Annotated in this window: 17 protein-coding genes and 4 pseudogenes; 5 read left to right on the plus strand and 16 right to left on the minus strand. The window is 33.8% G+C overall.

Annotation, left to right across the window (positions count from 1 at the left end; translation table 11 throughout):
* Positions 1–50 precede the first annotated feature (50 nt).
* The 5 genes from QRN68_RS21855 to QRN68_RS21875 all read right to left on the minus strand — a co-directional run bounded on the left by QRN68_RS21855 (position 51) and on the right by QRN68_RS21875 (position 7,291).
* On the minus strand, positions 51–977 hold the full coding sequence (locus QRN68_RS21855; protein ID WP_285399177.1) for an AcpB/EbpR/MafR family transcriptional regulator: 927 nt from the start codon (positions 975–977) through the stop codon (positions 51–53).
* A 927-nt stretch (positions 978–1,904) separates the two neighbouring features.
* On the minus strand, positions 1,905–3,017 hold the full coding sequence (gene hblA / locus QRN68_RS21860) for a hemolysin BL binding component B (RefSeq protein WP_285399179.1): 1,113 nt from the start codon (positions 3,015–3,017) through the stop codon (positions 1,905–1,907).
* Between the two features lie 29 nt (positions 3,018–3,046).
* Positions 3,047–4,279: a hemolysin BL lytic component L1 gene (gene hblD / locus QRN68_RS21865; RefSeq protein ID WP_285399180.1), complete on the minus strand. Its 1,233-nt coding sequence runs from the start codon at positions 4,277–4,279 to the stop codon at positions 3,047–3,049.
* A gap of 60 nt (positions 4,280–4,339) precedes the next feature.
* On the minus strand, positions 4,340–5,659 hold the full coding sequence (hblC, locus tag QRN68_RS21870; RefSeq protein ID WP_285399181.1) for a hemolysin BL lytic component L2: 1,320 nt from the start codon (positions 5,657–5,659) through the stop codon (positions 4,340–4,342).
* Positions 5,660–6,253: 594 nt separating this feature from the next.
* Positions 6,254–7,291 (minus strand): Fic family protein, encoded by a 1,038-nt coding sequence (locus QRN68_RS21875; protein WP_285399182.1) that lies wholly within the window; start codon positions 7,289–7,291, stop codon positions 6,254–6,256.
* Positions 7,292–8,336: 1,045 nt separating this feature from the next.
* On the opposite strand from QRN68_RS21875, the pseudogene QRN68_RS21880 reads away from it, so the two are divergent.
* Positions 8,337–9,034, plus strand: a pseudogene (locus QRN68_RS21880) (tyrosine-type recombinase/integrase).
* A 163-nt stretch (positions 9,035–9,197) separates the two neighbouring features.
* On the opposite strand, the gene QRN68_RS21885 reads toward QRN68_RS21880, so the two are convergent.
* The 4 genes and pseudogenes from QRN68_RS21885 to QRN68_RS21900 all read right to left on the minus strand — a co-directional run.
* Positions 9,198–9,629: a GNAT family N-acetyltransferase gene (locus tag QRN68_RS21885; RefSeq protein ID WP_285399183.1), complete on the minus strand. Its 432-nt coding sequence runs from the start codon at positions 9,627–9,629 to the stop codon at positions 9,198–9,200.
* 137 nt (positions 9,630–9,766) lie between these two features.
* Positions 9,767–10,051: a CD3324 family protein gene (locus tag QRN68_RS21890; RefSeq protein ID WP_285399185.1), complete on the minus strand. Its 285-nt coding sequence runs from the start codon at positions 10,049–10,051 to the stop codon at positions 9,767–9,769.
* Positions 10,052–11,386: 1,335 nt separating this feature from the next.
* Positions 11,387–13,150, minus strand: a complete 1,764-nt coding sequence (gene ltrA, locus QRN68_RS21895) for a group II intron reverse transcriptase/maturase (RefSeq protein WP_285399187.1) — start codon at positions 13,148–13,150, stop codon at positions 11,387–11,389.
* A gap of 1,444 nt (positions 13,151–14,594) precedes the next feature.
* A pseudogene (locus tag QRN68_RS21900) lies at positions 14,595–15,163 on the minus strand (transposase); the annotation flags it as partial.
* Positions 15,164–15,200: 37 nt separating this feature from the next.
* Between QRN68_RS21900 and QRN68_RS21905 the strand changes: the two are divergent.
* The 3 genes from QRN68_RS21905 to QRN68_RS21915 all read left to right on the plus strand — a co-directional run bounded on the left by QRN68_RS21905 (position 15,201) and on the right by QRN68_RS21915 (position 17,115).
* Positions 15,201–15,449 carry a hypothetical protein gene (locus tag QRN68_RS21905; RefSeq protein WP_285399188.1) on the plus strand — a complete coding sequence of 83 codons (249 nt, stop codon included), beginning with the start codon at positions 15,201–15,203 and terminating at the stop codon, positions 15,447–15,449.
* A gap of 111 nt (positions 15,450–15,560) precedes the next feature.
* Positions 15,561–16,094, plus strand: coding sequence for a sigma-70 family RNA polymerase sigma factor (locus QRN68_RS21910; RefSeq protein WP_285399190.1), 534 nt, complete (start codon positions 15,561–15,563; stop codon positions 16,092–16,094).
* Complete coding sequence (locus QRN68_RS21915; protein WP_285399192.1) at positions 16,087–17,115, plus strand: DUF4179 domain-containing protein; 1,029 nt, start codon at positions 16,087–16,089, stop codon at positions 17,113–17,115. The genes QRN68_RS21910 and QRN68_RS21915 overlap by 8 nt, the downstream gene beginning before the upstream one ends.
* Positions 17,116–17,322: 207 nt before the next feature.
* On the opposite strand, the pseudogene QRN68_RS21920 reads toward QRN68_RS21915, so the two are convergent.
* Positions 17,323–17,937 (minus strand): annotated as a pseudogene (locus tag QRN68_RS21920) (IS4 family transposase); the annotation flags it as partial.
* Between the two features lie 304 nt (positions 17,938–18,241).
* On the opposite strand from QRN68_RS21920, the gene QRN68_RS21925 reads away from it, so the two are divergent.
* Positions 18,242–19,261 carry an ETX/MTX2 family pore-forming toxin gene (locus QRN68_RS21925; protein ID WP_285399193.1) on the plus strand — a complete coding sequence of 340 codons (1,020 nt, stop codon included), beginning with the start codon at positions 18,242–18,244 and terminating at the stop codon, positions 19,259–19,261.
* A 272-nt stretch (positions 19,262–19,533) separates the two neighbouring features.
* Here the strand turns inward: QRN68_RS21925 and QRN68_RS21930 are convergent.
* From QRN68_RS21930 to QRN68_RS21955, 6 genes and pseudogenes are all read right to left on the minus strand, one after another.
* A pseudogene (locus tag QRN68_RS21930) lies at positions 19,534–19,843 on the minus strand (Tn3 family transposase); the annotation flags it as partial.
* A gap of 179 nt (positions 19,844–20,022) precedes the next feature.
* Entirely contained in the window at positions 20,023–20,151 is a 129-nt protein-coding gene (locus QRN68_RS21935) for a hypothetical protein (protein WP_285399194.1), read from the minus strand.
* Between the two features lie 148 nt (positions 20,152–20,299).
* Entirely contained in the window at positions 20,300–21,046 is a 747-nt protein-coding gene (locus QRN68_RS21940; protein WP_285399196.1) for a hypothetical protein, read from the minus strand.
* A gap of 727 nt (positions 21,047–21,773) precedes the next feature.
* Complete coding sequence (locus QRN68_RS21945; RefSeq protein ID WP_285399197.1) at positions 21,774–22,832, minus strand: sensor histidine kinase; 1,059 nt, start codon at positions 22,830–22,832, stop codon at positions 21,774–21,776.
* A complete protein-coding gene (locus tag QRN68_RS21950) occupies positions 22,829–23,542 on the minus strand; it encodes a response regulator transcription factor (RefSeq protein ID WP_285399199.1) in 714 nt (237 codons plus the stop codon). The genes QRN68_RS21945 and QRN68_RS21950 overlap by 4 nt, the downstream gene beginning before the upstream one ends.
* 126 nt (positions 23,543–23,668) lie before the next feature.
* Positions 23,669–23,911, minus strand: a complete 243-nt coding sequence (locus QRN68_RS21955) for a PDC sensor domain-containing protein (RefSeq protein WP_285399201.1) — start codon at positions 23,909–23,911, stop codon at positions 23,669–23,671.
* Between the last annotated feature and the right edge of the window lie 173 nt (positions 23,912–24,084).

A 24,084-nucleotide genomic window follows, 5' to 3' on the forward strand; every position in this document is an offset into this window, starting at 1 on the left:
TATCGTACCGGAGGTGCCAGGTTGTTTATATGCGTTATTTGATTACGGGCTTACAAATCTCTTGTGATATTATACACAGGTAAACTACTTTCATAAAATAAGCTTACTTCATTTTTTCTTTCTTTATCTGGATACTTATATATATAATCCAAACATTTAAAAACAATCGTTATAGTAATTTTTTCTGCGTCAGAAAATGCTATATTATGATCTCTTTCCACCTGATCTAAATGTAAAGATATTTCATTGTACTGCGGTGTATCCCAATTATGATTTGAAAATTCATTAATCCATTGTAATTCATGTCCTTGTTGCTTCCTTAATAGTAAAATAGCTAAAAAATATGCAAATTTACGTCTAGAACTTATATATAAAACAATATCCATCGAATTTTCTACTCTCTCTATAAAATCAAAAATATTATCTTTGGCAAATGAAAATGGCCAATCTGTACTCATGTAAGCTTTTGAATATAATTTAGTAAACATATGGATTACTCTCCAGTTATCTCCTACTATCTTAATCGGTTTCCTTTCAAGTTTTAAACCAAAATGAGCTAAGTCTCTTTCAACTTTTTTTAAAGCTTTAGAGACAACATATGGTTGAACAAACAGTTCTTCAGCTATATTCACTACCGTTGTTTCATTGTTCTCTATTAACTTATTTAAAATCTGAAATGTTAAAGATTTTCTAAAAAATAACGTAATCACTTCATTTACTGATGCATGGATAGGCATTATTAATTGAACACCATAACCTTTTTTTATTTCAATACTCCAATTTTCAGGTATTACACCTTTTATATAATTCAAATCTTTTCTAATAGTTTTATCTGTAGCTTCTATGGCATTCGATATCTCTTCGAATGTATACCACCTAGTTTCATTTGAAAGAAATTGTATTACTTTGATTTTTCGTTGTAAATCTGATTGCATCTTAACTTCAAATCCATTATCCTCCACAAAAAAATTACGCATTATTTTCATCCTTTATAACTTAATTTTCCCTAACCTATTAATTGTTAAAATGATGTTATTATCAGGGATCATCACCATAAGCGTGTGATTTATTTCCATTCCGACTGTGCGCTTTCACTCTGATTTCACGAAGTCGTCATGCTTTTTAACAAATGTCATCCACAACTTTTGGTGAAGAGCTATTATCAAACTAAATTTCCTTTTTATTCAAAACCATTTTTAAAAATTTCTATATTATAAAAATACAGCATTTATTATACCTTAATACGTATTTTGCAGGGGTTCTTTTATCCCACATATTTTTAAAGTGTATATAATTCAAAAAAACCATCAACCAATTTAAAGCGATGACAAAAGTATTAGACGAAAGAGAAATCATTTTGTTTCATGACATAGCTTTGACATAAACCATATAATTTCCAAATAATAAACCATAAACTTTCTAACCCTATATCCACAAGGCTTTAAGTCATTTTATAGATTAAACTAAACGAGTGCCTGCTCATCAGTCAGCTACAGATCCTAACCTGTATTGGCTAGCTCTACAAGGGAAACCGCCTTGCAGACCTAGCCAACACAGGTTAAATGGACTACGCCGACCGACGAACAGAAGACAAAGGAACTTCTGAGGTGTTTTTGAAAAAAATTGTTCAACTTGGAATTGCAATTTAGGAAAATAAATCAAGCGTAAAATTTCCTGAAATAAAATAAAGCATAGAGTTTCCAAAAGGAAATTTTATGCTTTACGTCACACCTTGATACATCTATACTTTGAGCTACTTTATGAGATGGCGTGTCTTGAAACGGAAGGTATGAAAAGAGCTGAAATACCAGTGTTTTCAAGGGTTTTTTACCATCTTTTTTAAATACTGACCCTCAGTTTGACCCAACATGAGGAAAAAGCCTCTTTTTTTGAGTGATAACAGGTTATATTTTTAACTCTTTTATCCCTGCTTTTAATATGTCTGCATCTATTTTTAATGTTTTCCAGCTGTCTTTAGCTGATTTCAAGTTAGGTAGTAAAAATTTAAATTTATTTTGTTCCGCTTTATCAGATGCATTCTCGATATGTCTCAGTACCCCCGAATATTGAGAGTCTAAGTCATTCCATTGCGTAGACATAAAAGTAAGAGCATTAATAGAATCATCGAGTGCATTGTACATCTCACTAATATTACTATGTGCAACTCCAACTACACGATTTAATGTTATTTTATAATCAACTGTCTGTTTTAATTGTGCTAAAAACGGTTCTAATTGACCTAATTGATCTCTTGCTACCCCCAGCATTATACCCCCAGCAATCCATGTAGGAATAGAAGGCACAGATACTGTTATTATTCCATCAGACTCTAATTTCTTATAATAGTTTACTGATTCTAAAACTTCATTTAGGCGCTTTTGATCATCCTCAACTGCAACCCCTTGGTTTTTTAAAATCGACTGTAAAAGCTCTTTGTTACTTCCAAATGCTCTAACATCTGGTCCAATATCATTTCTTAATTTAGTTAATTCTTCTATTAATTGTTGTGCATACTTTTGATTTAGTTGAATCTCTTCTCGTAAATCTGTAATCCCTTCTATTAACGTCTCTCCATCTCCTGTATTTATTGCATCTACAATTATGTCATAATAATTTTCAAACTTTGTATCGTATTCAATAATACCTGTCAATGTATCAATAAGCTGTTTTTTTACTTTTGTATCCCATGTGAGAGCGTGTGCTCTTGCATCCTTTTGGTCTTGTACAATTTTACCTGGTAAATCCGTATATCCATTAATATTAATTCCTTCAAAGTTTACATCCGGATTCTTAATTAACATATAAGAATAAGCATTCATAGATTTTGCAAAAAGTCCCGCCTTTTGCAAGGTTTCTTTCATCTTCACTTCGTTTCCTGAAAGAGACGTATCACTATTGCTTGTTTGCTCAATTTTACTTGTCTCTGCAAATGCTGCTACTGGAGAGATTACAGAGGTTGTTGTTAAAGTTAAAAATGTCGATACAGCGAGTACTTTGTAAAGAGATTGTTTATTCATTTTATATTCCTCCCTATATGTATTTTTTTCTAATTATTATCTTCTTGTTTAAAAGCAATGTCTTTTGCAATAAATTCCGCATCTTTATGAATATCATTCCAACTTTGTTTAGCCGCTTTTAAATCATCAGGTATTAAAGAGAGCTTATGATCTTGTATTTGATCGATATTATCATATAAGTCTTTATAATTTGCCCCCATTGTATTCCATTGTTGTTGAATATTCGTTAGAGACATTATTGCTTGGTCCACTGTTTGGTATAGGTATGTCAAAGTGTCTTTTGCGTTAGTAAGTGAAATAACTGCTTGATTAGCAAAATCGGCTTTCATAGTTAATTCCCCGATTTTATTCGAAATTTCGTTGTAGGAATTCATATGATTAGATGCCGTAACACCAGCTGCTGTTCCTAAACCAATACCAGCTGCACCGAGAGCTGTAAGGCCACCTACCACAGCTGGCGTTGCTGTTCCGCCAGTCACAACAATTACTACCGCTCCTGCAATAGTTCCTATAACTAAAATAGCTGCTCCCAATCCACCACCAATTGACCATGCTAATACATTGTCAAAATGTGCTTTTTGAGTGGAACGTAGATTCTCAATTTCAGTTTGGAGTTGTGGAACCAATGCTTGTTTTCCGGCCATTATTGCCGTTAATCCACCCTTCCCATCTGGACCACCAATATTATTTTTAAAATCTATAGTATTTGTATATAGCTTTGTTTTGAAGGCTTCCAACATCTTAATTACTTCTGTAACTTCTTTTGAATTTGTATCAATCGTACGAATTAAATCACCAATACCCTCTTTTAGCCCTTCCTTATCTTTCTTTTGTACAGTATCTATTAATGTGTCGTAATAATTATTAAATTGTTCATCATAATTTACAATGTTACGTGCTGTCTTTTGAATTTTTGGCTTCGCTGTATCTAACCAATAATTCGCATTGATTCGAGACAGTTCCTGATTAAGGTGAATATTTTTGATTAATTCTCCCCCATCAGAACCTAAATCAATATTGGATAGATTTACATTCGGCTGTTTAATCATTGTTTTTGCGTACAAATCCATTACAAGAATATGAGACCCTGTTTCAGCTAACGCTTTCTTCAGTCCTTCAGGCCCTAATGCATAATAATTTCCTATTTTTTGTTCTTGAACGACCTGCTCTTGCGCAAATACCTGAATAGCGCTACTGTTTGTTGCGGTTATAACCGTTGACAAAGTGACCACGGTTAACACTTTAAATGGTAATTTCTTCATATTATCTCCTCCCAAGCATCGACAGATTTTCAAATTTCACTTTTATTAATTTCACGAGTATTAAAATTTATCAGTTTGTTCCTCTAGTTGACTTATTACATTTTTCAATCGTCTTAATGTATCTTTTTGAGATAGATTGTTAGTAGTATCAGCATCAGTACTTAATTTTGTAATACTACTTTTTATTAAACTCAAATCTTCTTTATAACGTTTCAATAGGTCAAGTTCTACATCCACTTGGCTAGCAAATGTATGCAAATCATGTTGCATAATAAGAATCATTGATTTTTGTAAATCTGCTATCGTTAGTTTCGTTGTTAAATCATATAATTTTTGATTTTGTTGCTCTAAATCATCTAAATATGCTCGTTGTTCTGCCTTTAGTTTATTAACTTCAGCAAAGGTACTATATGTTTTTTTGATTTTTTCCGGGTCAATTGCTTTTATAAGGTCATACTCTTTCGCTTTTGTAGCTGCTGCTGCAGCAATTTCACCTTTATTATTTTTCTCAATTGCTTCACGAGCTTCTTTTTTAACAGCTTCAATTTCTAAAGCAGATTTACCCTTTTCTTTTGCTTCTTTCTCTGCTTTTTTCTCTGCTTCTAAAATAGCGTTGTTAATTTCTTTTCCTTTGTTATACGTTGCCGCTGCTATTTGAGCAGCTGGATCAATGATATCTTTTGAAAGACTATAGATCTCTTGGAATATCTTAAGTCCTTGTTCATTTAAAGCTCCTGGTAGAAATGCTATTTCTTGCAAATTATTTTGAATCGATTTTTTAGTATCTAGTACTTCACCTTTTAGCTTGTCTATTTTCCCTGTTCCTTCTAAACTAAGTACTCCCAGAGCTTTTGCCACATCAGTATCTAGATCTTTAAGTTTTTTATCAAGCTGTAATTGAAGATCTGTTAATTCATTAATTTGATATTGAACATTTTCTTGATTTGTCGTAACCATTTCTTGAAGGACTTCCAGTCTATCCAAGAAACCTTCTTTATCTTCCTTGTTATCTACATATTCTTTTAATGTTGGATAATAGCTATGAAATTTAGTGACAAATCCATTACTTTTAGAATTAATTAGAATTAACTTTGGATAAAGTTCCGACGACCATTCTTTCATATCTTGTTTTATTAAGAATTGTTCTGTATTTAAAGCTGGTACTTCATCTAGCTGTACATTAGGTTTCATTAAAGATTGGTCGATATACATTTGGATTAATTTAGATTGTGCACCTAATTTTCTTAAAGATGAAGAAAGAGTCATGTTCTCTTCTTGAATTTCTGCTTGAGCAATAGGCGTTGCAAAAGTATGTACTGGAATAACTCCCGTAGCAACAATGGATGTTATCACCAATCCTGTAATTAATTTCTTTTTCATTCTATTTACCTCCCTATTTGATATTTTTCACAATAATTCATACGTTCTATTTTACATTTTGAGCACCCCTAACTTACTTAAGTTCAGGAAAGATTCTTTCTATTTCCTATGATGTAAATCTTAGTCATAGACACAGTTTTTAGCAAATAACAGCGAAAATAACCTAAATTATGTTTAGAATATGTTATTTCCCGTTATTTTGATTCTGAAAATAGATTAATAATAGCAATATTGATATGATGATGTCACAATAAAGCGAAATTCAGTTGTCAGACGACTAAATATTGACATAATTTTGTTAATAATGGGGGAATTAAGTGAATTGGAGTAATTCTTTAAAGGTTTGACATATTGATCCCAATGGGACTTTTTTGTTAATAGATATTAACTGTGAGATGGTACCTACTTAATTTTCATTACTGAGGGGTATCCTTGACTTGTAGTTACAAGGCACTTTTGAGATTTTCCATGTTTCTAGATTGAATCGTAAAGAACCAATTGCTTATTTAAGATGGGCAATTGGTTCTTAGATTAGATTATTGATTTGTTTAGTAGGAACTTATTAGCCCCGATTTGAAAAGGGTTAGATTAAGATTAGACTTTCATCCAGCGCGCATTTCTTCCTTTTGAAATAAGTTTAATTTTACCTAATAATTGTAAATTAGTTAAAGTTTTACTAATTGTACTTTCTGCTATATCTGGATAAATGCTTCGAATGCATTCTTTTGTAAAAGGTTGTTTTTGATTATGAATGAAATTTTGAATTCGCTCTACCTTTGTATATTTACATATAGAACCCAATACTCTGCAATGTAGAACTTTATAAACCTCTAAAATAATCATTAAGAACTCTTGTAACCAGAAGCTAATATTATGCCCATTACAGTACCAATTAAGCGATGATTTAAATATGGCTTCATAGTATTCTGATTCTCTTTTCTTTATATATTCATCTAAACAAACATATTTTACAAATGTATATCCGCTTTTTACTAATAGTAATTGCATTAACATAAGTGTTAATCTACCATTACCTTGACTAAAAGGGATTATGCAATAAAAATTCAATATAAAACGAGCTATTAATATAAGTGTAGGTAACTCTTTTTTACTGTTTAATAAATTGTACTGGTTGCATAATTGTTCTACAGCCTGTGGAATATTTTCAGGCGGAAGAGGGCGATAACAAATCGTGTGCATCCCTTTTTCCGGAATTCCTAGGATAGAAAATGGCTTTTGCCGCCATTTTGCACTGTCAGAGGTATTATAATGAATTAATTGAAAATGTAATTCTTGTATAGTATCTGGACTTATAGAAAAAGTACAAGATTTTTTATGTACAAGAGCCAAAGTTTCATAATAACAAAATATCGCATCTTCCGAAATTGATTGGGGTATCATATCATCTAAAATAAGTTCCTTTAATCGCTTATTTGAAACTTTTATATCCTCATAAACTGAAATATAGTTTTTTATGTATTGTAGGGGTATAGCTTTTTCAAGACTAGTGAATATATCAGGTTTTTGCTCTTGATAAGCGGTCAACATACCTTTATATTCACTAATTTCACTGACTATGTTTATTAGTTGTTGATCAATATTTATGTACTGGTCTTCGAAAAAATTTCTCATTTTGTTCCTCCTGTTACTAGCTCTTAATGCTCTATTACAATAATAAATTTTCTATTTTTTTCGATTTCCTAATGTTATTCGAGTATTACTATTCAAATAACCTCCTGTTTAATAGAGCTTTTACTTTCTAAAGAATGAGGATTAATTATTATTCGAATTTTTGTATAAAGTTAGACTTTGAACTTGCGTATTCCAGAAAAATGGATTTATTGTAAATATAGACGTTAGACATTATTAAGTATCGGAATATTATCCTTTAAATGTACTGATTTCTTATTATTTTCTTTGATATTTTTTTATGTATTTTTCTTACAGTTGTAATACGTTTACTAAATGAACATTTACGAAATCATAAACTATGTTATTTTTGTTTTTGTTAATATTGCTTAATTTATTGAATTTGATAACCACTATGGAGCTTTAAATACTTATATCATTCAACCTTTCTATCAAAAATCCTATTCATTGAATAAATTCTTCAAAATCATCACCAACATTTTTTGTTATTGATTTAACCAATACATTTAACACAATTTAACTCTCAAATGTTAAATAATTTAAACGTATGAATGATTTTTCTTAAATATCCGATAAAGTCTACTACATTTCTTGTTAATTCATTAATTTTAACCCAATTAGTGAATTTCATTTATAAAAGAATAGAATAAGCTGAATGACCTTTTATATCCATAGTTTTTGACTTTCTTACTCGAATAGAGCACTCATTATATTTACATCTTCAATCCATAAATTAACGGCTTCTCCAATTCTTAATCCACCTTCATATAATAATCTTAATATGAGTTGATCTCCCCTTGGAAACTCAATAGCAGAATACCGCCTCTTAACAAAACAAGTTCTTGCTTATACAATAAAAAGTAAATTAATTTACGGCTTTTTCAAAAGCAACAATCCTTACGAATATAACCTCTTTTACTTGGTCCTTTAGTTTTCTTCTTATCACAGCTGTGGAAGGCTTTTGGTCCAAAAGCAGTCCTAAATCGAAAGAAAATCAAATATAGTTAATTGACCTGTTGCTCAATATATTCAAAATGAGTTATCTTTTCTTGCTATATCCGGCAAGCACTTAAAACCAGCCAGTCTTGCACACCGTATCCGCTTTATGAAATCATTTTTTCGTTGGTCTCATGAAGAAGGATACCTGAGTAAGAATCCAACTTCCAAAATTAAAGAACCGAAAGTAGGAAAGCGGATACCCAAGTATTTAACCGAACGGGAGATTGAACACCTCCGTGAATCCTGTCATTCCGCAATGGAAAAAGCGATTTTCGAATTCATGTTTTCTACTGGTTGCCGAATTGGAGAAATAGTTGCGTTAGAAAAGAACCATATTAATTGGTCCAATCAATCCGCAATAGTTAGAGGAAAAGGTGATAAGGAAAGGGAGGTTTATTTTAATACGCGTTGTGACATATGGCTTAAACGTTATATTGAAAGCCGTACTGACAATAATCCTGCCATCTTTGTGACAGTAAGACAGCCACATAAAATGAGTGTTGCCCAAATGCGATACATCATCAAGCGGATATCAAATCGTGCTGAAATCAATAAAGAAATTCATCCACGCCAACTTAGACACAGCTATCCAACTCATTTGTTGAACAATGGAGCTCCCATAGAAGTCATACAAAGTCTTATGGGGACGAGAAAAGCGAAACAACTAGGATCTACGCTCAATTAAGCGGGAGGCTAAGGAAAAAGTATTATCAGAAGTACTTTTAAATGTAAAAGGAGCAATGTCTTAAAAGACTTTGCTCCACTTGACTAAAGCACCCGATCGTATTATAAGGTCAGCAAGAGAAATCTGGTTGACTATTTTTTATTCAATTTATAGATTGATAGTAGCCGGGGTAGAACGGAAGCTTTCCCTTCCTATTCTATTAGATTAACATTTATTTAAATCTTTTTTTAAATAGTAATGTTTATAATCTCTACCGACGTTATCTAAACTCCCAAACACTTTATATCCATTTTTTTCGTAAAAACCTAACGCTTGAAAACTTAACGTATCTACCTTTATGAAATCACATTCTTTTTCTAAAGCTATCTTTTCAAGCTCTTTTAATAATCTCGTTCCAGTTCCCGATTTTCGTATATCTTCATCTATTATAAAGGTGTGAATTTCTAACCAATTCCAACATACTTCAGCGAGTATACCGCCACGTACAATGCTGTTTTCGTCTTTAATAAATAAATTGATTTCTTCATATCGACCTCTTAAATCTACTGGAAAATGCTTTAAATTAAACTTATAAAGCTCATCATTAATTTTCTGTTTATCTCCTTTATTTATTTCTTTCGTAATATACAAACTCATTATTCATTTCTCCTTTTTTATTATTCTTTTTATAGGTGTTGATTTGATTATAAGTGGATTACTTTACTTGAAAAAACCTCATAGTTGTTTCATAAAAGAAAATAAGCCAATGCGGTAAAAAACCACATTGGCTTATTTCAAAAGTTCGTTCTGTTTCTTTTTTCTGTTAGTATAATTCTTTGTATACTCTTAGATGACAAATAATACTTTCCACCCAACGTAGCCATATCCAACCCCGATAGATAATCGTTATAAATATTAGAATTTCTCAAATCCAATTCTTTTCTTGTAGAAGTACTGGACCCCCAACTTTTTTTATTATCTTCTCTTCGAGGGATATAAATATATTCACCATCAACATATTTCTGTATTAACTCCACCAACTCAGCTGGTAGTATATGCTTTGCTTTTTTATAGCTCATTTTTGCACTCCTAAATTTTAATATTTCTTTTAGGAAGAGCAAAGGCTATTTTCAATTATTTTATTGTGCAATAGCCTTTGCTATGCAAAAATAGTATTCCTTCTCATACACTCAATCCTCCTGGCAATTTTAGATTATTTATTTCAGCACAACTCCGTTTTACATTTAATACATATTATACCATATTCATTTTCGATTCATAAGAATCCAAATCCCATAATCCGTTTCAAATATTTGTTGTTTCAAAATAAACTTCAACACATTATTGTTCATACAGATAGGTAAGCCTTTGAAATTATCGCCAGCTTTTCCCCCTGTCCACACCGTACGTGCGACTTTCACCGCATACGGCGTTCCAACTAATCCAATTCACTTAATCATCAACACTTCTGATATCAAAATACCTTCTATGTCTCAATTCTTCCGTTTCAATAAGTCGGTGCCTCCCCTGGAAGGTAAACCTCTTTTAGTCTCACGAGAACCTTATTAACCAATAAAGATTTGCCAAGCATGATTAAGTAATTCTTCATTAGTCTAGTGGCTATCCCTCCTCGTTCATTACACGCTTCAACGGTACTGTGCCACCACTTTCACTGATATAAAGTAAAGTTATATAACCGCTAATCTTACGATTATTTTCCTTCGCAACGCTTCAAAAAGAGTAAACCCTCCACGTTATCAGCTTACAATGTTGAATTATATCTATTATGGAATGAACTTAGGTGCTTCCTGTAAGCCTGTTAGCATTCATTCGCCTGTAACGTATCAATGGATTTTCATATTAGCTAGTCTTACTCACCCACATCTAACCTCACAATTTGGTGACATACACATTTCTATGTATCGTAGTATAGACCCGTACATTCAGAAGTTTGTCAGCTTAACCTTTTCTTTTAGGTTCATTCGCATTCTCCCCATATTCATTCAACTCAAGCATCATGATTTACACCACCACCGCGGGTAGGCTTTCGTCAGCCGAACTGTTACGGTAAATTCTCACGCTTTTTCTCCGAGCTTATAACACTTTCATTCTTACTAAACAAGTGCTATTCGACTAAGAGAGAACCCTTCCGAGCGTTACCTCTTCGTTTGATTCTTCGATATAACCCTTCAATTCCGAAAGGAACTGCCTAGCTTTACCAGAGTAATGTGACCATTCTCCATTTGAGCTAGGAACATTTCGCACAACTAACCGTTAGTAATAGGTAAGCATTTGAAGTTATCTCCAGCTTTTCCCCTACTCCACACGGAACGTGCCAGTTTCCAAGCATTCCGCGTTCCATCTAGCGATGGTATTATTAATTATAAGTTTCAAGTTACTCTTGTTGATTTGGGTTAGTTTATTATTTCTAGCTCACATTTTTCTCGATATTTATTGATTTTCTTTAACATCGATTCGGTGATGCCCAAAACTTTTATTAGAGTATTCGCCTTAATTTTGTCGGTCACATGGATTAGTTTATGTACCTCTTTTTGGAGGATACGTAAGTTATCGAATTTATCGCTTCCCCCAAGATGCTTAGGTATATAATGGTGGCAGTATACGTTTTGTGCTTGTAGGAACATGCCAGTTATTTCACATTTCCCTTTCATCATACTGTATCTACTAATCCGATTGTCCATATATTCGACACTTCGTGTCGGTATTTTTGATTCCATTAACAATACGATTTCATGTCTTATGTCTATACTCAACCGTGTGGTTATTTGTACTCGACCTTCTTGGGTAAATGGGGTTATACTCTGAGTAAAACCAATCACATTTTTAGTTTTGATGATCCCGAGAGGAAAGAGGTATACCCCGGCAATTTTATAAGTTTTAGAGCCTAAGCCATAGAACTTTTTATAGACAGGTGGCGGATTGTTGGGATGTTCATATTTACCGACAGATTTAAGACGATTGTACATAGATGCACCTATTTCGTAGGCAAGTCGTGAGAACGCTAAGTTGACGTGAGTAGCTCTGTTAAAATAATTGTGTAACCCTAAGACAAAACTATTAAAGCGCATGGCATTCTGAGTAGTTGGCGATGTTCGGAGTATTTCTATTCGTTTCTTTGCATCCGCCTTAATTTTCTGCATCTTTTCGGCTTTGACAAACGTATGTGCAACTCGCTTTTTCCCTTTACGATTGGCACGTATTGTGAAACCAAGAAAAGCAGACTCATGCTTGCGTAGATTAATAATCTTCGATTTTTCTGGTGAAATATCAAGTTTTAAACGTTCCTTTAGATAAAGCTTAACAGCATGATACCACTTTTCAGCAGTTTTCCAGTCTCGACAGATGATTTTAAAGTCATCGGCATACCTAACAATGTAGCCTTCTTTTAAGTGAGTGCGCTTCTTTGCAAGAAGTTGACCTTCTCTAGTTTTCAAGTTTTTATGAAGAGAGAATAGTTCCCATTGATTCGCTACCCATTGATCCAATTCATTCAGTACAATATTAGACAATAGTGGCGAAAGCAAGCCGCCTTGTGGAGAACCTTTTGTTGGGATACCTTCTCCATCCACTTCTGCTTTTAACATCTTGGATATACAGGCTAGGACCTGTCTATCACGAATACCTAAATTCCATAATTGCTTAATAAGCAAAGTATGATTGATATTATCAAAAAACCCTTTTATATCAACATCTACGACGTAATGGAGTTTCGACTGATTAACTAGAAATTGAATTCTCGCCATCGCATGATGAGTAGACCGTAAAGGTCTAAATCCATAGCTATGATTGAAAAAGTGAGCTTCTGCAATCGGCTCTAACACTTGTTTAAAGCATTGTTGTATGATTCTATCAAGAATGCATGGAATACCTAGTGGGCGCATCTTACCATTATCTTTTTCGATTAGCTTACGCCTAACTTTCTTAGGACGATAATTTTTAAGCTTACTTTGTATTTCTTCTACTAATTCGTTCTCCGAACGTTTTTCTATGTCTACAATAGTTTTACCATCTGTTCCAGGGGTCTTCGACCCTTTATTTGACTTAATTGTTCGATACGCTAATAAAATATTGTTCCTCGATGTGATGATATCGTATAGCAGATGGAATGATTCTTTATTTTTGGCTCGTTGATGTAAGTCTGTAAAGGTGTCTGTCATCCCGTAATAATCCCAATATCGTAGAGCTTGCACTGTGGCATCATTCCTCTTTGAAGTGATGTTCCCACGTTCTTACCCGATCGGTGCAATGCACAGTTGAAAAATAATTATTACTTTTCGCTAGACTTGGGGCTGCTCCTCCAACTCCATTACAGAGGTTTCACTGGTCGTACCCCTACCCTCATAAGGACAAATGCATTTCGCCATATCGCTTATAGCAACCGTTTCGGGTGACAGACCTTGATTCAACGTTCCTTATTTTCCAAGTCCCTCATAACCTAGCTATATTTTTTTCTAAACTTAGGTGCTTCCTGTAAGCCTGTGAGCTGGATGCCGCCATTGTTCGGTATAACGTGTTTCATAGATGCAATTTTTACTCCACGTCACTCACTCCATCGTTGGATGGTACACAAGTTTCCTTATGTTCTAACTATAGACCCTTACATTCGGAAGTTTGTCTGTTCTTTTCCACAAGAAAATTCTCACCATATTTAGTTTTTCAGCCATCCGGCATATCCATTGGCATACCTTTACCGTGAGGAGTGGCTTCAGCCTTTGTTCTGCCGACTTCACCTGAGCTTCAGACCCCATAATCTGTCTATTATGACGCATGCAGGAGTATTAATGGGATAGTTTCAAAATACGTGGTTTTGTCATTCCTATCCTCGGTTATAAAGTTAGGATTTCCTAAGAAATCCCTTGTATTTTCACACATTAGTGCTTATAACAAAACTTGTCGCGCTGCTTCGTTAGTTGAATAGCAACAGTTTTTGAGAAAACAGCCTTTCAAATTGAATAAATTCGTTTAAAAAACTGACTTCTGTTCCTATAAACCATTCACAATCTAGGTATTCATATTGCCTAAAATAACGTACTGCTGCTTTCGCGATTGCCGGATCGTATCGGGTTATATATTAGAATAACTGATTATGCTTAAGTAAAATGCATCGGAATTATCGGTGCATTTCATGTGCTAGCTTCCTCACAACATACACCTCTCTCTTTACATCATACTCATGTCTACCTATTATCACATGGAATTGCAGCTCTTTACATCCTTTTACGGGCATTGACGTTTCTTACAGATGCAAATAACCAGGAAATACTTGGAATAAAATTCGAAAATTGAATGATTTACTTATAAGAATTGCATATAGACAAGTTCAACAGGACTATAACACCATTCTATCTATACACCAAACCCATGAGAAAAAAGGAGGATTATTTTGAAGAAAATTTTAGAGAAGAAAAAAACTTTAAATTGCCGTGAACCTGAATTATTCATAGCTATTTAAAGTTTGTGGATTTTCATGAGTTTTTTTATAGTAGTCTCGTTTTTTTGTGAATCTATGCTTCAGGAAAGAAGAAATAGAAAGCAAATGGAAAGAAATTCGTTTTTTGGGCAGACTCCTTCCTTGGTGCGATGTCGATTTTTTAAAAAAGGTTATTTGATTTCTAATTGTTGCACCCGGGTCAGTACGTCACAAAAGAAGTGTGCATACACGAAGCTAGAAGACAATTTAAAGTACATTGAGCGTCCAGATTTCACTAGTTTACTTGCCACTTTAATGAGGCGCGTGCGAATTGTTTGGATTTGAATACCCTTGTAGCGCTTTGGGAAACTAGTGTACGGAGCCAGTTTGTAAAATTATAGGTAAGCAGACTTAACATCATGCGTGCTTCGTTAACAATGAAATCATGACTTTTCATCTGATCGAAACCAAAACCGTTCTTCGCTTCTTTAATGAAATTTTCCATCGTACCTCGTTGTTGATAAGATTCAACAATGGCTTGTGGTGAGAAAGTTTCACTCAAATTCGTCACAAAAAAAGCATGAGAAAAGAACAGTTCACCAGCTGGGCGAATCGATTGAATAACGATTCTTCGTGGTGCGGGCCAAGAAGACGCTTGATAAATGGATTCATCGATATAGCGCTCGGTCACGGATACATCACGAATTTCATGTGTAGGGTGCAGTTCTTCAGCGAGCGCCTTTAGTTTAGCATTGGCCTTTTTCTGTGGCCGTACAGCTGGTAAAGATTTTATAGAAATGGCTAACCTCAAGCCAATAAAATTATTTAATCCACTTTCAGGTGAAAGTACAAACGATAGCAACGAGGAAGACACTCTTAGTGAATGTTCAACAGAAAGCGAGAACCATTCATCAAACGCGGATTATAAGAATAAGTGGAATCCGATTGCGAAACAATTACATAATGCTATCAATCTCATTATCGTTTGTTGGGATATCCCAATCTACGGAACGTTAGGGAATCAGCCAGGCGGCATTTTATCGTAGGCTAAAGGAAATGGAAAAAGATAATGGATAACAATTTTAATACATTTAATTATTTTGCAACCGATTTACTTCCTCATTCGACTTTATTGTGTAACGGAGAGGAGAACCAAAATGGATCTAGCAAAATTAGTGAAAAAAGCAAAAAAAGGTGATGATGAAGCATTTGAACAACTGATTGGTTCTGTTCGACAAAAGCTGTACCGAACAGCCTATGCATATGTTAGAAATGAACAAGATGCTCTTGATGTCTATCAGGAAACAATTTATACAGCCTATATTTCCATAAAGACATTAAAAAAGCCTGAAAGTTTTTCGAGTTGGATTACAAAAATTCTAGTATTTAAATCCATTGATTTTATTCGTAAAGAGTCCCGCCATTTTACTACAGATAATGAGGAAATCTTTACTGAATTAATCGCTTCTGAAAATGTTGATTTTATCATGCATTCGATGGATTTATCAGAAGCCTTTAATTTCTTAAATCCTACTGTTAAGACCATTATTTTGTTGAGGTATTATCACGATCTGTCCATTAAGGAAATTGCCACCATCATGAATTATCCGGAGGGAACCGTGAAATCACACTTAAATCGAGCGAAAAAAGAGCTAAGACCCATTTTAAAGGAGGGCTATCTTTATGAATAAAGACAAATTCAATCGATCTATCGACAACATTAATGTACCTGTTGAAAAGCTAATGGCAAGGGAGAAGACGGCTATCTTTCAAGCTAAGAAAAAAAGAAAAGTAGGAAGAACCACAAAACAGTCAATCTTGGTTGCATGTGGGTTATGTCTAACTTTGCTTGGTTCTGGATTTGTTTCAACAGGCATGGCGGAAGCCTTATCAAATATCCCCCTAATTGGTCCAATTTATAAAGATTTTAGAGACATTGCCTCAGAGAAAATTGAACACGATCAACTTACGACAGTAATTGATAAACAAGATAGTAAAAACGGCTTAACAATGACTGTAAAAGAAGCAGCTTATGATGGAAACCGGTTAATCGTAACGGTAGTTTACACAGGTCAAAAAGAACTTTCGATGAAAGAAGAAAAGGCCGGCTTTAGCTATATAACAATTAATGGACAACAAGAAATTAAACCAGCGATTGGTTCAACAGGTCAGGACGACTTAAACTCGAAAACAATAATTGAACATCATCAATTTACCTTCTCTAAATTTAATGAATTTGGCGATAACATTGAGATTGAGGTCCATGGAGAAAACTTATTTGGCTATGAGGGCAAGTTGAAGGTGGCTTTCCCACTTAAAAAAATAAAAGGCGATGTGTTTGAGTTTTATCCAAAGGTTACAACTAAAACGGTAGATGAAGTTTATAAGTTAACAGCGGATAAAGTAACCTTTTCACCGCTATCAACCAGAATAGACCTAACGATTGATTACCCTGCTGAAATGGATAAAAACGATACTTGGCCATGGTTTGATTTCTCTGTAGTCGATGATAATGGTCAGGTATATGATAAACTGAAACTACAATCAGGCATGGCAGTTGGGAACTATGGTCATCATATGGTACTGACACTGCCTCCAATGGATACGATACCAAAATCATTTACACTCAAGCCAAGTCGACAAAATAGTGAAGGATTTAGTGAAGAAATAAAGGAATTAGAATTAGTCGTTCCTTTAAATAAAAGTAAATAATGACCTCGTTTGCTTCGTTTACTCATATCGCGGAAGTACCTTAAGCTAACGAACACGCGATAGTTGAATAACGAGTTTTATTAAAAGCCGTCATGAAAGCCGGATTCCATAGCTATTGGAATCCGGCTTTTTCACATTAAATTTACTTAACGTTGTAAATCCGCATTTTCCTGACGGTACCCCTCCACTGACTTGCATAGGCCTCCTTTCCAATGAAAAATAACCCAAATCACGAATACATAAATCTCCTGGTCGTAAAGTATCTAAGCACTCCATACCAAATGTTTTGTCATTATTTTTTTCCTGGTCCAACTTGAAAGTTAAGAAATTCTTCACTGTGCAAATCATATTCTAATTGAATTTTGATTCCAGCTGTTTGGGCACATCCTCCAGAGCCTGGATATACATTCTCTAAAGTATTTGGCACTTGAAATACGGTGGCATCTAGGATACGAATTCGTTGAAAATAAGAGAAGAGGTGGTTAGAAATTTGCGTTTGTTCACATACTTTTTGTTGTAGCAGTAAAGAAAAAATATGTTGTAAAAACAAAACTGCTTTTGTATTTAAGCGTTTATTTAAGCCTCAGGGCTGATTAAAGGGCCTGTCGCTGCATGAAGCCTACTACATAATCGAACAAGGGGATCACTTGCCACCCGTTGACTCACCCAAATACAAATAGTAGCTAAGTCTGAGCCAGAAAACTTGCGTTTTCGTTTTACAAACCCTATTTCTCTTGCAAGTTCTTCTAAAAATACAGGTGTAACATATCGTTGTAATTCTTCCACAAATGGTTGTAGTTCATCTTGAATTGAGAGATTCATAAAAAACGCCATCCTTTCTAATCTAGCTTGTTTAGAAAGGATAACGTTTTTTTGTATTTAAGGGTATTAAAATTTCTTAAGTTGAAGGGCATGTATAGTGACCCCTCTGAGCTGGATAGCAATGTGGCGACACTCTTTTATTATATTTTTGCAAGACTTTTGTAATACTTATGAAAGGATTTCGAAAGATATATAAACTAATATAAACTTATCAACAAGTAGAATTCACTTTATTTTATAGAATAATAGTAAATTCGATTGTTATAAATACAAATTTTATAATCTCAAAAAAGGAGCTAGTAATATGCTAAAAAACAACAAGAAGACTAAACAAATTTTATCACTTGCTATGATTGGAGTTATTGGTACTTCATTTGCATTCGCATCCCCAATTTCAGCGAGTGCAGCAAGTACACCTCAAGTTAACCCTATCGCAGCAGGACAAGAAAACCCTTATATAGAAAATTGGGATGAGCCCTTCAAAAAGATGTTTAGCATGCTTCAAAATAATGTTGAACAGTATAAGAATTATAAAAATCCACAGTTTGTTCTTAATAAGGTAGTTAAAACGTCTGTAGAAGAAGATGGTTCTCCTATTACTAATGCAAAAACTTTATTCGTAGGGAAGACAGTTTTCAGGAATAATACGGATCGTGATCAAACTTTCACTACAAATGAATTCTCAAAGACAATTGAACATTCTGTTTCTAGTTCCACTACACATGGATTTAACTTAGGAGTAACTGCTAGTGCATCGTTTGGTATTCCTGTTATTGGAGAGACAAGTGTTGAAATATCTACTGAATATAATTTCTCAAATACAAATGAAACTACAAAGACTGAAAGTTATACTTATACCGCTAGCCCACAAAATATCGTAGTTCCTGCACATTCAGCTGTAGAGGTTTCTGTAATTTTAAATACCGTTAAAATAGATGGAAATGTAGACCTTACCTCTACTATAACAGGAACAGTTAATTATGAAGATGGTTCTCGAAAGCGCAATAATAATCTTCAGAATTTATGGTATGACGCTTTTAGATATAGCAATACCAAGACTAGTGCTTTTAATGTAAGCCCTGTCTATGAGTATTCAGATGGTTTGTCTGATAAAGTTACTTTAAAAGGAAAAGGTAAATACTCAGCTGAATATGGAACACAGTTCTCTGTATCTGTAAAACCTATTGTAGAGCAACCTAGAGCACTTGCTGTTCAATCTGACGGTACGGTTGCTGAAAATGGCAAATCTACTGACGAAGATTACACTACTACTAACGAAGGTTACACTTATACAGTTGAACCAGAAGTTAAAAAAGGACAATAAAAATAGAAAAAAGCTCTCTCATAATAAAAAAGTGAAAGTTTCTTCGATTTTATCGAAGAAACTTTCACTTTTTATGTATAAGGGGTCACTATGATACCTCATAGCCGTCAAGCTAAAATTTTAAAGTATCCCCTAAACGGAAATTTTGTGCTAGCTTGTAACAAAAAGCTCATTTTTTCGGTTTGGGGTAATTCTGATTCTTAAGTTGATGGGGATGGGATCCTACCAGCAAAACGCGGAAAACATACGCTAAGGAATCATCGGCTTGGATTTTATTGAACAAGAGGACGGAGTGAGTCTAAGCTTGCTATTTTTTTCATATCAAAGGTGTTTTCACAGAAAATTAATATGTTCCCATCCCAATGGCGAAATATGTTTTAGTAAATCTTCTTGCAAATTCCCTTTTTCCTTCAACAGTTTTGTTGCTTCGGTAAGATATACGGTATTCCATACATTAATGGCATTAATTATGATGTTTAAGGCGCTAGCACGTTGTAGTTGATCTTGCAGTCCTTGTTCCTGTAATTCTCCTCGTTTTCCAAAGAATAAGGCTCTTGCCAATCCATTCATGGCTTCACCTTTACATATAAGAAAATATTTGATACTCTCCTTTGAGATTGCTCCGGCTACTCTCTCAAGTAAGACAAATATAAATAACCGGTTCCTTAACGTACAGGGAACCGGTTAAAATGTTTCTAAATATTCAAAGTTGAGTAATTCTTGGACTAATTTTTTAGTCAAATATAAAAATTGTACTCATTTTATTCCTCACAAATACGTTTACGAATCATGACAGATAAAAGTGTTGCAACAACTAAACCAATCGTTACGAAAGATGTACGGTTAATTGCATCGAGCAATGCTTGTTTTTGCAATAGTGTTTGATTCATCGTACCTTTTAGCTAAGTTATTCGTGTTTTTTCATATGTTGTCATCACTGTTACAAATACAGCTGTGCCTATTGCTCCTGCTACTTGTTGTACGGTGCTATTAATTGCAGTACCGGAAGGATTTAAACGCATTGGGTCCTTTTGCTGGTCACTTAGGTAAAGTACCTTCTTTGATGTTAAATGCAACACCATTATTATCTTTGCCCTTAGGTGAAAGAGTAACTAAGTTGCCGTAAATGTCTTTTGCAGTAAATACTCCAACGGAATAGATTTCATCAAGCCATTGTTGCTCGAATTTAGATTTTCCGATATTAAATAAGTAACTCATCTTTTTTCCATCGATAAAAGTAACCTCTACTTCAGTAAATCCTGTTTCTGATAAACTCTCATCAAATGGGTCATAGTCTTGCTCTATAACATCATCAGCTTCTTTATCAAGATCTTCTTCTATTTCATAATGATTAAGTTCATTTATTGTTGATACAGATTGGACAGGAAACGCGGGATTATAATTGTGTTCATCGTTTCCATATTTCATATGTGTTATTTGGGTTACCTCTTCAACACTTGGAGACGGGAATCCTTCTCCTTCAGTTGAGAGGTTAAGCCTTTCTTTTGTATAGTTTTCATGCTCTTCCAGGATTAAAGGACCTTTAATGACAGGTGTATTCAAAGAAGGACCATTTTCTATCGTTAAGGGCAAATCGTGATTAGCTTCATTCATTGGTATAATTGAAGTTGTTGCATTATTTAATATTTGTTCACGACGCGACAATATCTCGGTCGAACCCTGCTCCTCTAATCTTTCTAGCGCTCTTTTAGGTCCTGAGATTTCGACTTCTGTTAATTGATCAAGACTGGCATTTTTTCCCTGAAAAAATGATTTTATTTTCATAACTAACACCCTCCATTTTAAAATTTTATGATATTCAAATCATTCTGACGGACTATTTGATAATCTAATTGATTAGAGTGTAATAACTTTATAAGTGGTGTATTGAGTTTTGCAATGTCGTTGCTAATTGAATTAATTATTTCTACATGTTGTGACCATTCCTTCTCCTAGTAAAGGTTTTCAGCAAAAACTTCGATATTTGAAGAAACGTTGTTCATGGCCATTACTTGTTCTGGGTACAAATTTTCATATTTTAATAGATCTTCTTGATAGTTATTAATATTTTTTTGATATTTTGTGAGTTGGTTATTAGTAGTCCTACGTAATTTCATCCCTTTGATAATAAATCCTCATAAGCTGGTCTAATATCAGGATGTCTTTTTGCTCATCCGTTATATTAGTATTATTATTGCCTATGTTTGTTTGAAATTTCTTCACACACGAGGAATTAATAAAAATAACACAAAACCCCTATCATTCGCAGGTTTCACACGCCTGTTTCTTTGTGCTACCCTGCCACTAGAATGGCGAATCTGGGTGAAAGAAATCCTGATATTTCATCGGGACATAAATCATTCACCGACTGTATAATTTTGGTTAATCAACACGTGTGAAAAATTATCATGCAAATGATCTGTATCTCAAAGATGAATTGATGTGCAGATCGTTTGTATGAGCAAGCTTTAACAAAAAAGAATCCCTAAAATAAGGGATTCTTTTTCTATATCTATTTCTTTTCTGATATGACGGGAAGAGTAAACCAAAATTCACATCCTTGTTTTCCATCTGGACGGTCCCGAACACCAATTTCTCCTTTATGCATTTCCACTAGTGATTTTGCAATAGCGAGTCCAAGTCCAGATCCCCCAGATTGTGAACTTCTTGATGGATCTGTTCTGAAAAAGCGTTCAAATATACGAAGTTGTTCATCGTAGGAAATCCCATTCCCCTCATCACGCAAAGTGAATATAATTTGCTGTTTCTGTTTATTTCCCTCTACAATTAACTCAATTATACCACATGTAGGAGAATGACGAATCGCATTATGTAACAAATTATTGATTACTCGGGCTATTTTACATGGCATAACCCAAAGTTTTGGTAATGTATCTGAAACACGTAATTGCAAATCAATCTCTTTGTCTTTCAATAGGATAGCATGTGAATCTATTACTTTTAATAGAATACTATCTATATGTATTAAACTTGGATTAAATGCTTCTTGTCCAAGTTCTAACTTAGACAGTTCAAATAAATCATTAATTAGTCCATTTAATCGTTGTATTTCGTTTAGAATTGTCGTTAGATACTGTTTTTTCATATCAGCATCTGCAATTAAGCCATCCTGTAACGCTTCTATCATCAATTGTATGCTAGCAAGAGGCGTTCGTAAATCATGTGAAATATTCGCAATCAGTTCAGTACGTTCTTTTTCTCCTTTTTCTAACTTAGTAAAGCTTTCTTCTAATTTTTTTGCCATTTCTTGAAAAGCTGTGGCTAATTCTTTAAACTCTTCCGGTTCTTTCCCTATAATGTATATCGTTTCAAAATGTCTATCACTAAATTGTTTGGTTAATGCAATTAAATTTTGGATAGATCTCATAATGGGACGTGTCATTAACCAGTAAATAATCGTTGAAATAATGAGTGCTACCACCACGATTCCTATAAATAACCGTGTCTGTTCTGGTCTAAGTAACATTTTTCTTTCGCTATACCAGATAGAGATTAACATAATACCCGTACTTAATAAATTCATCAACAACAATTGATAACGTAACTTCATATTTCATTTCCTCCATCTGGCTCAAAGCGATAACCTATACCCCAAACTGTATGAATCCAACGATTCTTTGTTGTATGTTTATCTAATTTCTCTCGTAGGCGACTTACTAAAACTGTTACTGTATTTGTGCACCCTACATAATCAAAATCCCAAATTTGTTCCAGAAGTTGGGATCTTGAAAATACTTGTCTTGGATGTTTTGCCATTATATGAAGTACCTCAAATTCTTTCACTGTTAACTCAATTTCATGCCCACAAACAAATACACGTCTTTTTGTTGAGTGAATCTCTAAATCTTGGAATCTTACTATCTCTGATACTGGTTCTTGCATTTGTATTGTTGCTTGATTGCCTCTTCGTAATACAATTTGTACCCTTAATACTAATTCACGAGGCGAAAATGGTTTTGTTACATAATCATCCGCGCCTATTGTTAATCCCAAAATTCGATCTCTTTCTTCTCCCCTTGCAGTCAAAATAATAATAGGAACATTAGAGTGTTGGCGAATTTCCTCACATAGTTCCCATCCATCTTTTTTCGGCATCATCAAATCTAAAACAATGAGATCTGGTTGATATTGCTGAAATAAATTCCAACCTTCTTCTCCGTTTTCAGCGGTGTATACTTCATATCCTTCTCTTTCTAAGTACCGTTTGCATATTTCACGGATATTATCTTCATCTTCTATAATTGCAATTCTTGTTGTCATACATAAAACCTCCTCTGTTCCTTTATAAAAAATAAAAGAAATCTTTTTTGATTTACTTATAATATTGTAAAATGTTTTTTGCTAATTGCTAATTGCTAATTTTTATTTTACGGCGAATTGTAATTATCAGATTAGACACACTACCCCAGATTTGTCCTTTAGCTGACGAGCAACTGTTACAACCATCTCTCCAGTAAATGCATCAATATAAGGATTCGTTATTAAAATTTCTCCCTTTAAAGCCGTATCCTTTTTATACCAATCTCTTTCTAAAACATTGTAATCCGTAATATTCGATTTAGGTTCTAGAAATATTTTCCTCTCATTTGTTCCAAGATAAATGCTTGAAACATTTGGATTCATCTTCATATAATGATGAAAATCGGTTAATATTACGGCTCCCTTCTGTTAATACATAGAAGAATCTATTTCCTCGCTATAAACATTAATGTCGTTTATTTTTTCACTAATGGTTTTATCAATAGTTGAATTTAACATAGTTACACTTTCATTTGCACTAAATAATATTTCTTCTTTTATCG

Source organism: Lysinibacillus sp. fls2-241-R2A-57 (assembly GCF_030209535.1).
In the GTDB taxonomy this organism is placed as follows: domain Bacteria; phylum Bacillota; class Bacilli; order Bacillales_A; family Planococcaceae; genus Lysinibacillus.